This is a genomic window from Pantoea sp. B566 (assembly GCF_024793925.1).
Taxonomy (GTDB): Bacteria; Pseudomonadota; Gammaproteobacteria; order Enterobacterales; family Enterobacteriaceae; genus Pantoea; species Pantoea ananatis.
Window position 1 is genome coordinate 2,791,373 of record NZ_JANUQL010000003.1, and the last position, 16,808, is coordinate 2,808,180.

At 54.6% G+C, this 16,808-nt stretch carries 14 protein-coding genes; 12 read left to right on the plus strand and 2 right to left on the minus strand.

Going from position 1 to position 16,808, the window contains the following annotated elements; genetic code table 11:
- Positions 1-6: 6 nt before the first annotated feature.
- Positions 7-1,452, minus strand: a complete 1,446-nt coding sequence (xylB, locus tag NYE92_RS14790) for a xylulokinase (protein WP_259019110.1) — start codon at positions 1,450-1,452, stop codon at positions 7-9.
- Between the two features lie 17 nt (positions 1,453-1,469).
- Positions 1,470-2,792 carry a xylose isomerase gene (xylA, locus tag NYE92_RS14795; RefSeq protein WP_014332960.1) on the minus strand — a complete coding sequence of 441 codons (1,323 nt, stop codon included), beginning with the start codon at positions 2,790-2,792 and terminating at the stop codon, positions 1,470-1,472.
- Between the two features lie 354 nt (positions 2,793-3,146).
- Between xylA and xylF the strand changes: the two genes are divergently transcribed.
- The 12 genes from xylF (at position 3,147) to NYE92_RS14855 (ending at position 16,755) form a co-directional block, all read left to right on the plus strand.
- Positions 3,147-4,139: a D-xylose ABC transporter substrate-binding protein gene (xylF, locus tag NYE92_RS14800; RefSeq protein ID WP_019104653.1), complete on the plus strand. Its 993-nt coding sequence runs from the start codon at positions 3,147-3,149 to the stop codon at positions 4,137-4,139.
- A 26-nt stretch (positions 4,140-4,165) separates the two neighbouring features.
- Positions 4,166-5,686 carry a xylose ABC transporter ATP-binding protein gene (locus tag NYE92_RS14805; protein ID WP_022623735.1) on the plus strand — a complete coding sequence of 507 codons (1,521 nt, stop codon included), beginning with the start codon at positions 4,166-4,168 and terminating at the stop codon, positions 5,684-5,686.
- Positions 5,679-6,860 carry a xylose ABC transporter permease XylH gene (xylH, locus tag NYE92_RS14810; RefSeq protein ID WP_259019111.1) on the plus strand — a complete coding sequence of 394 codons (1,182 nt, stop codon included), beginning with the start codon at positions 5,679-5,681 and terminating at the stop codon, positions 6,858-6,860. Before NYE92_RS14805 ends, xylH begins: the two co-directional genes overlap by 8 nt.
- 92 nt (positions 6,861-6,952) lie before the next feature.
- On the plus strand, positions 6,953-8,128 hold the full coding sequence (xylR, locus tag NYE92_RS14815; RefSeq protein WP_014332956.1) for a D-xylose utilization transcriptional activator XylR: 1,176 nt from the start codon (positions 6,953-6,955) through the stop codon (positions 8,126-8,128).
- A 386-nt stretch (positions 8,129-8,514) separates the two neighbouring features.
- Positions 8,515-8,952, plus strand: coding sequence for a GNAT family N-acetyltransferase (locus tag NYE92_RS14820; protein WP_014332955.1), 438 nt, complete (start codon positions 8,515-8,517; stop codon positions 8,950-8,952).
- 321 nt (positions 8,953-9,273) lie between these two features.
- Positions 9,274-10,371: an aldose 1-epimerase family protein gene (locus NYE92_RS14825; protein ID WP_259019112.1), complete on the plus strand. Its 1,098-nt coding sequence runs from the start codon at positions 9,274-9,276 to the stop codon at positions 10,369-10,371.
- 313 nt (positions 10,372-10,684) lie between these two features.
- Positions 10,685-11,695: an autoinducer 2 ABC transporter substrate-binding protein gene (locus NYE92_RS14830; RefSeq protein ID WP_014332953.1), complete on the plus strand. Its 1,011-nt coding sequence runs from the start codon at positions 10,685-10,687 to the stop codon at positions 11,693-11,695.
- Positions 11,696-11,778: 83 nt separating this feature from the next.
- A complete protein-coding gene (locus NYE92_RS14835; RefSeq protein ID WP_259019113.1) occupies positions 11,779-13,263 on the plus strand; it encodes a sugar ABC transporter ATP-binding protein in 1,485 nt (494 codons plus the stop codon).
- Complete coding sequence (locus tag NYE92_RS14840; protein ID WP_105092043.1) at positions 13,256-14,257, plus strand: ABC transporter permease; 1,002 nt, start codon at positions 13,256-13,258, stop codon at positions 14,255-14,257. The genes NYE92_RS14835 and NYE92_RS14840 overlap by 8 nt, the downstream gene beginning before the upstream one ends.
- A complete protein-coding gene (locus NYE92_RS14845) occupies positions 14,254-15,297 on the plus strand; it encodes an ABC transporter permease (RefSeq protein WP_014594941.1) in 1,044 nt (347 codons plus the stop codon). Before NYE92_RS14840 ends, NYE92_RS14845 begins: the two co-directional genes overlap by 4 nt.
- 68 nt (positions 15,298-15,365) lie before the next feature.
- Entirely contained in the window at positions 15,366-16,265 is a 900-nt protein-coding gene (locus NYE92_RS14850) for a MurR/RpiR family transcriptional regulator (RefSeq protein WP_014594942.1), read from the plus strand.
- Between the two features lie 28 nt (positions 16,266-16,293).
- Complete coding sequence (locus NYE92_RS14855) at positions 16,294-16,755, plus strand: OsmC family protein (protein ID WP_029570814.1); 462 nt, start codon at positions 16,294-16,296, stop codon at positions 16,753-16,755.
- Positions 16,756-16,808 lie beyond the last annotated feature (53 nt).

Genomic DNA, 16,808 nt, shown 5'->3' on the forward strand with positions numbered 1-16,808 from the left:
TCTGGATTACGCCTGCATCAACGGCAGCAGCTGCTGATACAGCCGGCTGAACGTCTCACGTCTTGGCTGATAAAGCGCATGGCGCGCCGGGTCCGGCTGGTGGCGCTGCACCTGCTTCAGGGCAGGCACGGTCAGATTCTCATCCAGCGCCATTTGCGCCAGACGGGCTGCGCCCAGCGCGGGTCCGACATCGCCACCTTCGCAGTAATCCAGCGTCTGTCCGCTGATATCCGCCAGCATCTGGCGCCAGTAGCCGCTACGGGCGCCGCCGCCAATCAGCATGATACTGCTGGGCGTCACACCACATTCGTGTACCACATCCATGCCTTCGGCCAGTGCAAAACCAACGCCTTCCAGCACGGCTTGCGCCAGCTCGGGTCGTCCGTGCTGGTGGGTAAAGCCAAAGAAGCTGCCACAGGCGTGCGGATTATTATGCGGCGTGCGTTCCCCCGACAGATAAGGCAAAAACCACAGCAGCGGCGCATCCTGTTTTGCCCGCTCCGCCTCTGATAATAAATGAGGAACATCGTCGCAGCCGGTCAGCGCAGCCGCCCAGTCAAGGCAGGACGCAGCACTGAGCATCACGGACATCAGATGCCAGCGCTGTGGCAGGGCATGACAAAAGCTATGAACGGCACGTTGCGGATTACTGAGATAGCCGTCGCTAACCACAAAATAGACGCCGGACGTTCCCAGCGACAACATGCCTTGCCCCGGCGCTGTCATACCGACACCCACTGCGCCGGCAGCGTTATCGCCCCCACCTGCCACCAGCGGCACCTGAGGCAGTTTCCAGCGCTGTGCGATATCCGCTGACAGCGCACCGGTAATCTGATTACCTTCAAACAGCGCAGGCATGTGGTGACGCGCCAGCCCGCAGGCCGCCAGCATCACATCACTCCAGTCACGCTTTTCCACATCCAGCCACATTGTGCCCGCCGCATCTGACATATCGCTGGCAAATTCGCCGCTCAGTCGCCAGCGCAGGTAATCTTTGGGTAACAGCACTTTTGCGACCTGAGCAAAAACGTCAGGCTCATGCTCTTTCAGCCACAGCAGCTTTGGCGCGGTGAAGCCCGGCATCATCAGGTTACCGGTGATCTGACGCGATTCAGGCACCCGTTGTTCCAGCTCACGGCACTGATCGCCGCTGCGTCCGTCATTCCAGAGAATGGCCGGGCGCAGCACCTGATGCTGTGCGTCAAGCAGCGTAGCGCCGTGCATCTGCCCGGTCAGGCCAATCGCTTTTACCCCACTCAGATCGTGCTGCTGGGTCAGTGCCTGTATCGCGCGGTCTGTCGCCAGCCACCAGCTTTCGGGATCTTGTTCGCTCCACAACGGCTGCGGGCGGGAAACCGTCAAGGGTGAGGTTTCCACCGCAACAACCACGCCTTGCTCATCCAGCAGCACAACCTTAACGCCGGATGTGCCGATATCGATCCCGATTACCATGTCGCGCTCCTTACGGATTAAAAATCATAGAGATAGTGATTCACCAGGTTTTCCAGCTGCTCCTGACGTCCACTGTTGTGCTGCGGGTTAAACTGCTGCTGATGCGCATGGGCCGCCAGCGCGTCCAGAGAGAACTCGCCTTTCAAAATCTGCTGACCGAACTCACCGTTCCAGCCGCTGTAGCGCTGCGCAACGCGTTTATCCAGCTCACCGTCAGACAGCATGCGCGCCGCGACTTTCAACGCCAGTGCCATGGTATCCATCGCGCCAATGTGACCATAGAACAGGTCATACTTATCGGTGCTCTGACGGCGCACTTTGGCATCAAAGTTTAGGCCGCCGGTCGTGAAACCGCCTGCTTTGATGATTTCGTACATCACCAGCGCGTTTTCTTCCACGCTGACCGGGAACTGGTCCGTATCCCAGCCGCACTGCGGATCACCACGGTTAGCATCCACCGAACCAAACACGCCAAGGGCAATGGCCGTTGCAATTTCATGATGGAAAGCGTGGCCGGCCAGCGTCGCATGGTTCGCTTCGACGTTCACCTTAATCTCTTTTTCCAGACCAAACTGCTTCAGGAAGCCATAAACCGTGGCGACATCATAATCATACTGATGCTTGGTGGGTTCCTGCGGCTTAGGTTCGATCAGCAGCGTGCCCTGGAAGCCGATTTTGTGCTTGTGCTCCACCACCATTTGCATAAAGCGGCCGATCTGCTCGCGCTCCTGGCGCAGGTCGGTATTTAACAGGGTTTCATAACCTTCACGACCGCCCCACAGCACATAGTTTTCGCCGCCCAGCGTCTGGGTGGCTTTCATGGCACTGCATACCTGGCTGGCTGCCCAGGAAAACACCTCCGGATCGGGACTGGTTGCAGCGCCTGCACCATAACGCGGATGGGTGAAGCAGTTCGCTGTGCCCCACAGCAGCTTAAGCCCGGTTTCCTGCTGCTTTTCCAGCAGTTTATCGGTCATGACGGCCAGGTTTTCGCGATAGCTTTTCAGCGAATCCCCTTCCGGTGACACGTCTACATCGTGGAAGCAGTAATAGGGCACGTTCAGCTTGTGAAAAAACTCAAACGCCACGTCCGCTTTGAGTTTTGCCAGATCCAGCGCCTCGCCCGCTTTCTGCCACGGACGATCAAACGCACCCGCGCCAAACATATCGGCACCGTTCCAGCAGAACGTATGCCAGTAACAGGCGGCGAAGCGCAGATGCTCGGCCATGGTTTTACCCATGATCACTTCATCCGGATTGTAGTGGCGGAACGCCAGAGGATTGGTGGTTTTTGTTCCTTCGTAGCGAACGCGATCAAGCTGGTCAAAATAAGCGTGCATGGTTTGCTCCTTAGCATCGGCCCCGAATGGGTTACCCAGAAGCGTTATTGTGCGTACCCGCTCTCAGCGCGCTCAATTACGATATTTCACACAGCCGGTAAGATAATTATTTATTGTGCACTTGCTCGCAAAAAAATATGAAGGCTTTATGACGCCCGACAGGTCTTATCTCGCAATCGGTGAGTCTGAAAATGTAAAATTTTCGATCGCGCTCATAAATACAGAAATAAACCAAAAAACGTAATAGCGGGATAAAAATCAGTAATTGCTGGCAGCAGAAAATAAGGTGAACAATTCATCCGCCTGGTTCATAGCCTTACAACGACAATAACCGTACCCTACAGGATGACCATGATGAAAATGAAACCTGCATTACTCGCTGCCCTTGCAGCGCTGGCCCTGTTCAGCCAGGCCAGTCTGGCAAAAGAAGTCAAAATTGGCATGGCAATCGACGATTTGCGCCTGGAGCGCTGGCAAAAAGACCGTGACATCTTTGTCAAACAGGCTGAGGCGCAGGGCGCAAAAGTCTTCGTGCAGTCAGCCAATGGCAACGAAGAAACTCAGATGTCGCAAATTGAAAATATGATCAACCGTGGCGTTGATGTGCTGGTTATCATTCCCTACAACGGTCAGGTATTGAGTAACGTAGTGGCAGAAGCCAAACGTGAAGGGATTAAAGTGCTTGCCTATGACCGCATGATAAATAACGCCGACATCGATTTTTATATTTCCTTTGATAATGAAAAAGTGGGTGAAATGCAGGCGGAAAGCCTGGTGAAAAAGGTACCAAAAGGAAATTACTTCCTGATGGGCGGCTCACCTGTAGATAATAACGCCCGCCTGTTCCGCGCAGGACAAATGAAGGTGTTAAAACCTTACATCGATAACGGCAGCATTAAAATTGTTGGCGATCAGTGGGTGGATGCCTGGCTGCCGGAAAACGCGCTGAAAATTATGGAAAATGCCCTGACCGCCAATAAAAACAATATTGACGCAGTTGTCGCCTCTAACGATGCCACTGCGGGCGGTGCCATTCAGGCGCTAAGCGCTCAGGGGCTGGCCGGTAAAGTGGCCATTTCCGGACAGGATGCGGATTTGGCTGCCATCAAACGCATTATGAACGGCACCCAGACCATGACCGTGTACAAACCCATCAAAGAGCTGGCTACCGAAGCCGCGAAGATTGCCATCGAGCTGGGCAACGGTCAGACGCCAGCCAGCAACGCCACGCTCAATAACGGCCTGAAAGACGTGCCAGCGCGCCTGCTGACACCGATTGAGGTCAACAAAGACAACATCGACAGCACCGTGGTGAAAGACGGTTTCCACAAGAAAAGCGAACTCTAATCGCGCTACGCGAAGGAGAGTAAACGATGTTGCTGGAAATGAAGAACATCACCAAGCGCTTTGGCGCGGTGAAGGCGCTGGATAACGTCAGCCTGCAGCTGGATGCCGGTGAAGTGCTGTCGCTGTGCGGTGAAAACGGCTCTGGCAAATCGACGCTGATGAAAATCCTGTGCGGGCTCTATCCGCACGGGGATTTCGACGGGCAGATTCGCTTTGCCGGGGAGGATATTCAGGCGCAAACCATCCGCGATACCGAACGCAAAGGCATTGTCATCATCCATCAGGAGCTGGCGCTGGTGCGGCAGCTCACGGTGATGGAGAACATCTTTCTCGGCGCAGAGCTGGGGCGCTTCGGCATGGTAGATGATGAAACCATGACGCTGCGCTGCCAGCAGCTGCTGGAGCGCGTCAAACTCAACGTCTCGCCGGATACGCGCGTGGGTGAGCTTGGCCTGGGGCAACAACAGCTGGTGGAGATTGCCCGTGCCCTTAACAAACAGGTGCGCTTACTGATCCTGGATGAACCCACCTCATCGCTGACCGAGCAGGAGACGACAGTGCTGCTCAGCATCATCCAGAACCTGCGCGAACACGGCATTGCCTGCGTGTACATCTCGCACAAGCTCAACGAAGTGAAGGCTATCTCGGACACGATCTGTGTCATTCGCGATGGTCAGCACATCGCCACCCGGCCAGCGGCAGGCCTGAGCGAAGATGACATCATCACCATGATGGTCGGACGCGAACTCACGGCGCTTTATCCTCATTCGCCTCACGACATTGGCGACACGGTATTGCAGGTCGATAACCTGACAGCCTGGCATCCGGTTAACCGTCACGTGAAGCGGGTGAATAACGTCTCCTTCACCCTGCGAAAGGGCGAAATTCTCGGCATCGCCGGATTAGTCGGTGCAGGCAGAACCGAAACCGTGCAGTGCCTGTTTGGCGTCTGGCCGGGACGCTGGCAGGGCGACATCGCGATCAATGGCCAAAAAGTCACGATTCGCGACTGTCAGCACGCTATCGCGCACGGCATTGCCATGGTGCCGGAAGATCGTAAAAAAGACGGCATCGTGCCGCTGATGGGCGTAGGCAAAAACATCACGCTGGCCGCGCTGGACCAATTCAGTCACCGGCTTTCCACCCTTGATGAGGCCGAGGAACTGCGCGCCATCAACGCCGCCATTGCACGACTGCGGGTGAAAACCTCTTCGCCTGAGCTGCCGATTGGTCGCCTCAGCGGCGGTAATCAGCAAAAAGCGATTCTGGCGAAGTGCCTGCTGCTCAACCCGAAAATCCTGATTCTGGACGAGCCGACGCGCGGCATTGATGTTGGGGCGCGCCAGGAGATCTATGTGCTGATCAACGCCCTGGTAAAGCAGGGCATCTCGGTAATTGTGATTTCGTCTGAGCTGCCTGAAGTGCTGGGCCTGAGCGATCGCATTCTGGTTATGCATGAAGGGCAAATCAAAGCCGATCTGATTAACGACAATCTGACTCAGGAGCAGGTGATGGAAGCCGCCCTGCGGAGTGAACATTATGCTTAACAGCGAGAGTAAACCTGCCGTAGCGGCACCGGCTAACAAGCACGTATCCAGCAAGCTCGGCCTGCGTAACCTGCAGGTGCTGGTGATGCTGGGGGCGATTGTCTTGATTGCCCTGTTCTTTACCTGGACCACCGACGGCGCCTGGCTCAGTCCACGCAACGTCTCTAACCTGCTGCGCCAGACGGCGATCACCGGCATTTTGGCCGTTGGCATGGTGTTTGTGATTATTTCCGCCGAGATCGATCTGTCTGTTGGATCCATGATGGGCCTGCTGGGCGGCGCGGCGGCGATCTTCGATGTCTGGCTGGGCTGGCCGCTGCCGCTGACTATCGTGGTCACGCTAGTCCTGGGGCTGTTGCTCGGCACCTGGAACGGTTGGTGGATAGCTCATCGCAAGGTCCCTTCATTTATCGTTACCCTGGCCGGTATGCTGGCGTTTCGCGGCATTCTGGTGGGCATCACCGATGGCACTACCGTGGCACCGACAAGCCCGGCGATGTCGCAGATCGGGCAAAGCTATCTGCCCGGCGGTATCGGTTTTGGCTTTGGCTTTGCCGGCCTGGCGCTGTTTATTCTGTGGCAGTGGCGGCTGCGGCTGCGCCGTCAGCAACTGGGTCTGGCTCAGCCAGCCGCCACCGGCACCGTAGCACGGCAGGCCATTACCGCCGTTCTGGTTCTGGGCGCGATCTGGCTGCTGAATGATTATCGCGGCGTACCGACACCGGTCCTGCTGCTGGCATTGCTCATGCTGGTGGGGATGTTTATGGCCACCCGCACCGCCTTCGGGCGGCGTATCTATGCTATTGGCGGCAACATTGATGCCGCGCGGCTCTCCGGCATCAACGTGGCGCGCACCAAGCTGGCGGTATTTGCCATCAACGGCCTGATGGTGGCGATTGCCGGGCTAATCCTCAGTTCGCGCCTGGGGGCCGGTTCGCCTTCCGCCGGGAATATCGCCGAGCTGGATGCGATCGCGGCCTGCGTTATTGGTGGTACCAGCCTGGCCGGCGGTGTCGGTTCCGTCGCGGGCGCGGTGATGGGCGCGTTTATTATGGCCTCGCTGGATAACGGCATGAGTATGATGGATGTGCCGACCTTCTGGCAGTACATCGTTAAAGGTGCGATTTTGCTGCTGGCCGTGTGGATGGACACTGCAACGCGCCGCCGCATGTAATCGTGTGAACGATCACACTGTGGCGCAAACCATTTCTGTGGCGCATCCGGCTGTGCTATGCAATGCGCTGGGAGTTAAAGGGATGTGCCACTATGCATGAAAAACGATACCGCATTACCCTGCTGTTTAACGCCAACAAGGTTTACGATCGTCAGGTGGTAGAAGGCGTTGGCGAGTATTTACAGGCTTCGCAGACCAACTGGGATATTTTCATTGAGGAGGACTTCCGCTGCCGCATTGAGAATATCCATGAATGGCTGGGCGACGGCGTCATCGCAGATTATGACGACAGTGCCATTGAGCGTTCGCTGGCGGACGTGGCAGTGCCGATTGTCGGCGTAGGCGGCTCTTATCACCGTGAAGAGGATTATCCGCCAGTACACTACATCGCCACCGACAACAGTGCGCTGGTGGAAAGTGCCTTTCTGCACCTGAAAGCGCGCGGCATCAACCGTTTCGCCTTTTACGGTTTACCGGCTTCCAGCGGCAAACGCTGGGCGCAGGAGCGCGAACTGGCGTTTCGTAAAATGGTGATGCGCGAACGTTACATGGGCGTCGTCTATCAGGGCATGGAGACTGCCTCTGAGAACTGGCAGCATGCACAAAACCGCCTGGCCGACTGGCTGCAAACGCTTCCACCCCATACCGGCATTATTGCCGTCACCGACGCCCGCGCGCGTCATCTGCTGCAGGCCTGCGAATACCTGAAGATTCCGGTGCCGGAGAAGCTGTGCGTGATTGGTATTGATAACGAAGAGCTGACGCGTTACCTGTCGCGGGTAGCGCTGTCCTCCGTGGTTCAGGGCTCGCGCCAGATGGGTTACCAGGCCGCCAAACTGCTGCATCGCCTGCTGGATAAGCAAACCCTGCCTCTGCAGCGTATCTTAGTACCGCCGGTAAAAGTCATTGCCCGCCGCTCTACGGACTTTCGCTCACTGCACGATCCCGCCGTGATCCAGGCGATGCACTTTATCCGCTTCAACGCCTGCAAGGGCATTAAGGTAGAGCAGGTGCTGGATGCGATTGGCATGTCGCGCTCAAACCTGGAGAAGCGTTTCCGGGATGAAACCGGCGACACGATTCATGCCATGATCCACCGTGAGAAGCTGGAGAAGGCAAGGGAGCTGCTGGCGGGCTCGTCGCTGAGCATCAATGAGATCTCCCAGATGTGCGGCTACCCGTCGCTCCAGTATTTCTACTCCGTGTTTAAAAAAAGCTATGCCACCACGCCGAAGGAGTACCGGCAGGAGAATGGTGAGGTGATGTAGATGCTTAACGCTTGCCTGGATCGCTGCATGAGGCAATAAGGTTAACCGCATCATTCGATCTTTTCACGAGCAACACTCGCGTATTCTGCTGAAGCTGGATGGCAAGAAACGGACAAAGGCACAGTAAAAAAACGCTCACCAAGGGTGCCAGCTGACTCCCTTTCAAAAGGACAGGAAAACCGCCAGCGCGAAAATATCGTCTTAGTTTTTTGGTCACACCGTCTCACTTCTGCGCATCGGCTTGACGATGATCTTAGTGAAGATGCCCTGCTGATAGCACCTGTCGTTATCATTACTGATAGTGCACCAATGTGCCTGCAAGAGTCGGGTAAAGCTCACCCGCATTGTCATCGCTTAGTTGTTGTTTTAACCAAAAGGAATTTCCAATGCTCAAGGTCCGCAAAGCCATACCAGAGGATTACTCTGCCTGGCTAACCCTCTGGAAAGGTTATCTGCATTTTTACGGACAGAACCTGGACGATGCCGTCACGTTATCTACCTGGCAGAGAATACAGTCGCCCGAATCAGCGTTAATGTGTTGGCTGGCCGAATTTGATGGCAAGGTGACGGGCTTCGTGGTCTGCGTGATACATGAAGGCACATGGTTTACACAGCCCGTATGCTATCTGGAAGATCTCTTCGTTGAAGAAAATGCGCGTGGCGTGGGAGCGGGAAAAGCGCTCATCACGCGGGTCTGCGATGAAGCCCGTGAGGCGGGCTGGGCAAAGGTGTACTGGGTGACAAATGAAAATAACCCCGCGCGTAAACTCTACGACAAGCTAGCCCAGGTTGATGATGTTGTTCGCTACAACATCAGGTTCTGAAAACCGACCTCTCAGCACCTTCCCAATCGCACAGGATACTGCCCTTATTAAAATAATCAGGGCAGAGATTAATAACCCCTCTCCCCTTATTATTGGCATCTGCCAATAATAAAAATAATCTGTGATAAATATCTCAATATTATAGTATTAAGATTCATTGCGACCCTTATTCATTTTCCCTCTGTTTTCAACGGCGCAGGAAGGCTTCTCCAGCGGCTGACATTCCGAAAATAGAAAACCCCCCATTGAAATAAACTGTGCGCGATCACAAGATGGATGGGTTTACTAAAAAACAATAATCAGTAAATTTTGAGGCCAGTTATGCAACACACACTGTTACCGACCACCTTCCAGCTCCAGAAGGCATTTTTCCGTATTCAACCCGTAGAGATCGTCAAGGCAGCGGGGTGCAGCGCGACGTTATTTACCTATGAATCAGGAATCGAAGCCGTGCGGCTGAAAAATGCCCGCGGTCATCTGGTGGTGCTTCCTTATTTTGGTCAGATGATCTGGCAGGCCATGTTTGATGGCGTTGACCTGACAATGCAAAGCCGTTTTACCGAGCCACGTCCTGCCAGCGATATTGTCGGCACCTACGGCTGCTTTATGTATCACTCAGGGCTGCTGCGCAACGGTAACCCCACAGCGGAAGACACGCACGCTCTGCACGGTGAAATGCCTGTTGCACCTATGCAGCGGGCACGTATTGAAACGGGCGAGGATGCGCAGGGGCCATGGCTGGCGCTGGTGAGTGAGCGTGAATACCTGATGGGATTTGGTGACCATTATCTGGCCCAGCCGCGGGTGGTTATCCGTCCGGACAGCGCAACCTTTGAAGTGTGCATGGAGGTAGAGAACCTGTCGCGCAATCCCATGGATCTGATGTACATGTGCCATGCTAACTTTGCCTATGTCGAAGGCGCTCGCATCATTCAGCCTGCGGCCTTTACGGCGGCCGACACGGTGATCCGTTCGTCAGTACCGGCCATCGTGAAAGCGAATGATGCCTATCTGGCAAGGCTTGAGCAGCTCAGGCACGATCCCGCCAGCACAGAAGTGCTTAGCGCTGAGTTGCAGCCCGATCCTGAACTGGTTTTCTACATCAAAAATCTGCGTAAAGCCGAGGATGGTCAGGTCCATGTCATGCTCAGGCGGCCGGAAGGTGATGCCTTTACGGTGAACTATAACCCGGAACACTTCCCGTTTCTGACGCGCTGGATTCTGGCGAATAACATGCAGAAGGTGTGCGCCTTCGCGATGCCGGCGACCTGCGGCGTTGAAGGTTATCTGGCAGAAAAGCGTGCCGGGAATGTGCGGTCACTGGCCGGAGGGGAACGGGCCTGCTTCAGCATGACGCTCGGCTACCTTAACGCGCAGGAAAGCCAGCATGAAGAAGCCCAGATCCACGATTCAGTTTGATCGCTGCCGCGATTTTGTTAATGAAATGTGTGAGCTTTATCAAAGAAGGAATCTTTATTAGTGGCAGGTAATTTACTTTGCTATTCATTTAAGTAAATTCTTGAGTGTACCAGGACAATTATGCGGTTTGTTTTGGAAAACGGGAAAAACCCTTAACCGGTAGAACGGTTTATTTTCTCTTTTTATTACTACGAATACCCACTTTTCAGGGTTGATTATTTATTTGCTGTCGTCATTGCTGGCAGCTGACGCTTTATATCAATTTCTGACAAGAGAAGATTTCATCATGTTAATGATAACCAGGGGTAGCAAAATGAATCGCCGCAATATAATTAAACTGTTAAGCATCTCTACGCTGTTATCCGTCTCAGTAAGTTTAGCCTTTCCCATGTCCGCACTGGCCTCCGAAACCAAAACCATGGTGACCGTGGTGAAAGAAGCCGGTGTGCCCTGGTTCAATATCCTTAATCAGGGATTAAAAGAGGGCGGCGAAAAAAACAATCTTAAAACCTCAATGGTGGGACCCACGCGAGCCGATCCTGCGCAGCAGGTGAAGCTGATTGAAGATTTGATTGCCAAAAAAGTTGATGTGATTGGTTTGGTTCCGCTGGATACCAAAGTCACAGCGCAGGTCGTGAAGCGTGCGCGTGATGCGGGCATCATGGTGATCACTCAGGAAGGTCCAAACCAGGAAGGCAAAACCTGGGATGTGGAGCTCATGAGCGCGAAAGCTTACGGCGAAGCACAGATGAAAGCCCTGGCGCGCGAGATGGGTGAAAAAGGGGAATATGTCGTGCTGGTCGGCACATTGACGACCACGGGTCACAATCAGTGGGCCGATGCCGCTATCGCCTACCAAAAAGAGCACTACCCGAATATGAAACTGGCCGCCGACCGCTTTCCTGGCGCGGACTTTATCGATGAATCCGAACGGGTTACGCAGGATATTCTGAAAGCACATCCGAACGTGACGGGCATTATGTCGATGGGCTCGAACGGTCCGATCGGTGCAGGTAACGTGCTGAAAAAACGTCATCTGGAGAAAAAAATCGCCCTGGTGGGGACCACTATTCCCTCCCAGGCGCGGGCATACATTATGTCTGGTGTGATTCGTGAAGGTTTCCTGTGGAGTCCGAAAGAAGCCGGGCTGGCCATGACGGATGTGGCCCGCCTCGCGCTGGATAATGCGGAATTCAAAACCGGCATGACCATTCCGGGTTTGGGGGAAGCCACTGTGGATAACGAAAACAAGGTGATCATGGTGGACCGCATCCTTCAGATCACCAAAGCCAACGTTAACGATCTAGTCAAACTCGGTCTGTAATTCTCACCATCAATGCTGATGCTGGCCAGGTTCAACAGAACCCGGCCAGTTCCCCGTATTCTGATTAGGTAAGGGATAGTGCTATGCCTGCATTTTTACAACTCGATGGCATATCGAAAATATTCGGCGGCGTGCATGCACTTTCAGATGTCAGCCTCACGCTTGAAGAGGGCGAGGTACATTGTCTGTGCGGACAGAATGGCTGCGGTAAGTCGACGTTGATCAAAGTGATGTCTGGCGTACATCAGCCCGAGCCGGGTGGCCGTATTACGATTAGCGGAAATGAGGTTTCGCCGCTAACGCCAGTAGAAAGCACCCGTCTGGGCGTGCAGGTGATCTATCAGGACCTGTCTCTGTTCCCTAATTTAACCGTGGCGGAGAACATTGCCATCGGTCAGCATACCGGCCGCTTTAAACGGGTTAACTGGAAAAAGATTTATGAGATAGCGGCCGAAGCGGTTGCGCGCATTGGCGTTTCGCTCGACCTGAATAACAAAGTGGCTGATATCTCTATTGCTCAGCGTCAGCTGGTGGCAATTTGCCGGGCGATGGCGGCGAATGCCCGGCTGGTGATTATGGATGAACCCACATCCTCCCTGACGCGCCATGAAGTGGACGCCTTACTGAAGCTCACCCTGCAGCTTAAACAGCGCGGCATCACGATTGTTTTTGTCAGCCATCGTCTGGATGAAGTGCTGGAAATTGCCGATCGCGTGACCGTGATGCGCGATGGCGTGAAGCTGGGCACCTTTGATGCCCGTGAGATGTCAGACCGTAAACTGGCCACGCTGATGACGGGTAAAGAGTTCCATTATGAATCCGTTGCCAAAGACAGACCGCAAACCGAAACGGTGCTCGAAGTCAGCAACTTGTCCCGTAAAGGTGAGTATCGGGATATTTCGTTTGATATCCGGCGTGGCGAAATTCTCGGTCTCACCGGCCTGTTGGGGTCGGGACGCACCGAATTAGCGCTGAGCCTGTTTGGTCTGACGCGCCCACATCAGGGCGAAATAAAACTCCACGGTCATGCCGTACAAATGCGATCTAACCGCGATGCTATTGAACACGGCATTGCCTATCTGTCAGAAGATCGTCTGGGACTGGGCCTGGTACTGGAGCAGTCCATTAGCGCTAACATTACGCTTTCTGTAGTGGAGAAGCTGGTGAACAAAGCCGGACTCATTCGTGACGACCTGTATGAGCAAACGGTCAACGACGCGATTGCCTCCCTGTCTATCAAAGCCGGTAATCCCGACAACAAAGTCAAAACCCTGTCAGGCGGCAACCAGCAGCGGGTGGTGCTGGCAAAATGGCTGGCGACGCAACCCAAACTGCTGATCCTGGACAGCCCCACCGTGGGCGTCGATATTCATGCCAAAGACGGTATTTACGCCATCGTGCGGAAACTCGCCGCCAGCGGTATCGCCATCATCATGATTTCCGATGAGATTCCCGAGATTTATTATCACAGCGATCGGGTGTTAGTGATGCGCGGCGGCAGGCTTAATGGGGAATACTTCCCTGGCCGCTGCAGCGAAGAAGAATTAAAGGAGGCAGTAAATGCGTGATTTCCTCCCGCGTTTTATTCACACCCACGAATGTCGCCTGCTGGCGGTAATGACCCTGATGATTGTGTTCCTGACCGTATTCACCACGGAGTTCGCAACCTTACAAAACCTCCTGGACGTTTCAGGCGCAACAGCCTTTATTGGCATCATGGCTGCGGGCCTGCTGGTGGTGATTATTACCGGCGGCATCGATCTCTCTTTTGCGGCCACCGCCTCCATTACCCAGTATGTCGCCCTGACCTTAGCGAACAATATGGGGCTGGGCTGGGTGGGCATTTTTGCCGTTGCTATCGGCCTGGGCATCGTACTGGGTTTTATCAATGGCGTGCTGGTTAACGTGCTGCGGACCTCCGCGCTGATTATCACCATTGCAACGCTAAACGTTTTCTTCGGCATTCTGCTGACGGTGACCAGCGGCCAGGACATTTTCATGCTGCCGGACTGGTTTAACGCCGGGTTTGAACTGGTGTTCTATACCGATGCGCAAGGGGCTACCTATGCGCTGAACTTCCAGATTATCGCTCTGGTTCTGGCGTTTGTGTTGACGTGGCTGCTGCTCAACCGAAGTAACACCGGCCGACAAATCTATGCCACCGGTGGCAACCCGGATGCCGCGCAACGCGTAGGCTTCAACGTGTTCAAACTGAATATGCTGGTTTATGGCTACATGGGGGCGCTGGCTGGTCTGGCGTCGCTGGTTCAGGCACAACTTGCCCAGTCAGTTTCCCCGACGGCACTGGTTGGCAGGGAACTGGACGTGGTAGCGGCGGTGGTCATCGGCGGTGCCAGCCTGACCGGCGGTAAGGGAACCGTTCTGGGCACCGTACTGGGCGTGGTGCTGATTGCAGTGATGCAGAATGGCCTGATCCTGCTGGGTGTTTCATCTTACTGGTCGTTGTTCAGCACCGGCCTGGTGATCATCGCCGCTATGATCATGATGGCCAGAGAAACCCGCAAACAGAACAAGCTCGTCGATGAAGGAGCAGTATCATGAAGCAGACTGGCAACGTGTTGGAGCAGGTGGAAAAACGGCTGGGAACCACCAACGTCCGGCTGCTGTTTATTCTGATAGTTATGGTGATCGGTCTTGGGCTGCTTGAAGGCGACAAACTGTTTGCGGCGGCAGGTTTGCGATCGATGGGCTTCCAGCTGCCGGAACTGGGATTTCTTGCACTCGCCATGATGATTCCTATGCTTTCCGGCGGTATTGATCTTTCGATCATCGCCACCGCCAACTTGTGCGCGTTAACGGTCGCCTACACCTTGACCACCTTCATGCCTGAAATGCAGGGAGCATCAGGGGATCTGCTACAAATTGGCGCACTGCTGCTGGGCCTGGTGTTGTCAGCGCTGGTGGGTTTGCTGAATGGCGTGCTGGTGGCCTACCTGCGCGTGCCGCCGATGCTGGCGACGCTGGGCACAATGACGGCTGTGAAGGGTATTGCCATCGGATTCAGCCATGGCGATGTGATTTCCGGCTTTCCGGCGCCGATTGTGTTTATCGGCAACGGTACGGTGTTTGGCATCCCTTTTGCACTCATCATTTTTGCACTGGCGATTATTCCGTTAAGCATTTTCGTCAATAAAACCCCACTGGGCAAATCGATTGCCATGATCGGCTCCAATGAAAGAGCGGCCCATTATTCCGGCATTAACACGCGCAAAAGCCTGGTATGGGTTTATCTGATCTCGGGCTTATTTGCCGGTATCGCGGGCATTATCATGATGGCGCGTTTCGATTCGGCGAATGCGGCCTACGGTGAAAGCTACCTGCTGGTCGCTATTCTGGCTGCGGTGCTGGGCGGGGTCGATCCGCTGGGTGGATTTGGCCGGGTCAGCGGCGTGATTCTGTCGCTGCTGATTCTGCAGTTGGTGTCTACCGCCTCGATTCTGCTCGATCTTAGCCAGTTCATCACGCTCGCGTTGTGGGGCGCGATTTTGATAGTGGCATCGGGCGGTGTTGTGCTTAAAGAGTGGCTCTCTGAGCGGCGGAAGCTCCGCAATAAAGCGCCTGCTGTCACACGAAAGGCGTAAGTTTTGTAAACCCTGTTGATGCATCGCCATGCCGACCATGGGGCGACGTGGCGATCGGACCTCATGACATGATAGATTTAAAAAATAATCATCCAACAAGGTATGTCATGAGTAATCGAGCTGATGATGTCAGTGCTATAGGTCCCCGGTTACGACTAATGATCGCCTCATTAACTTCTCTTGAAGCCCGGTTGGTTCACGCCGTGTTATCAAGCGATTTTGATGAGAATGTCTCTATCAAAGCCATTGCCAGCCGTTGCGAAATGTCAGAGGCGATGGTGGTGAAGACAGCAAAGAAGCTGGGTTTCAAGGGTTTCAAAGAGTTACGCATAAAAGCAGCCCTGTATAACCGCCTGCCCATCACCGAAATGCATCAGGAGCTTTCTCCCAGCGATACCACGCGTGAGATCGTCAGTAAGGTCTTTCGCACCTCTGTTCAGGCTATTGAAGAAACACTGGCTATCCTGGATATGGCGGCCTTTGAAAAAGCCGCAGATCTGCTGGCAAACGCCCGCCAGCGAGACTTCTACGGCTTCGGCGGCTCGGCGCAAATCGCGCGGGATGCGGTGCATAAGTTTTTGCGCATCGGCACGCGGTCGGCCGCCTACGACGATCCGCATATGATGTTGATGTCGGCTGCCTTACTGAACGAACAGGATGTGGTTGTCGCCATTTCACATTCTGGCCGCACTAAAGACATTATCGAAGCGGTGAAGGCCGCGCAGCTGCAAGGCGTCCCGGTCATTGCCATTACTAATTCCATTGGTTCACCACTGGCTAACCTTGCCGATACCGTTATCTGCTCGACCGCCCAGGGCTCGCCGCTGACCGGTGAAAACGCGGCTGCGCGCATCGCGCAGTTAAATATCCTGGACGCGCTGTTCGTTGTCGTCGCGCAGCGTGACTATGCCCAGGCCGAACGCCAACTGGGCCGCACGATGCTGGCCGTTGCCCATAAACGCAAATAGCGATAACCACTTTTCACAGGAGCCTCGAATGGCAACACGGGAGCATCATTATCAGGTCAACGTGCGCTGGACGGGTAATCGCGGCGCCGGAACGCAGTCTTACACGGCCTATGACCGAAACGGCGAACTGTCCGGTGAAGGTAAAGCCACGGTCGCACTTAGTGCCGATCCGGCATTTCGTGGTGATGCCGCGCGCTGGAATCCAGAGGAGCTCTTGCTGGCGTCAGTATCGGCCTGCCATAAGCTGTGGTATCTGCATCTTTGCGCCGATGCCGGCATTATTATTGACGCTTATGAGGATTCAGCTGAAGGCACCATGGTCGAAGGGGATCGTGGCCATTTTACCCGCATTACGCTAAAACCCAGAGTGGCGCTGCGTAATAAAGATGATGTAGCCCGAGCCGAAGCACTGCATCATCACGCCCACGAAGCCTGTTTTATCGCAAATTCGCTGAATTTTCCGGTGAGTTTTGAACCGATATTTGTTTAATGGTGGATGGGACAAGAAGTTCGCAATTGATAAAGGCCGGAGCTGAACAGGGT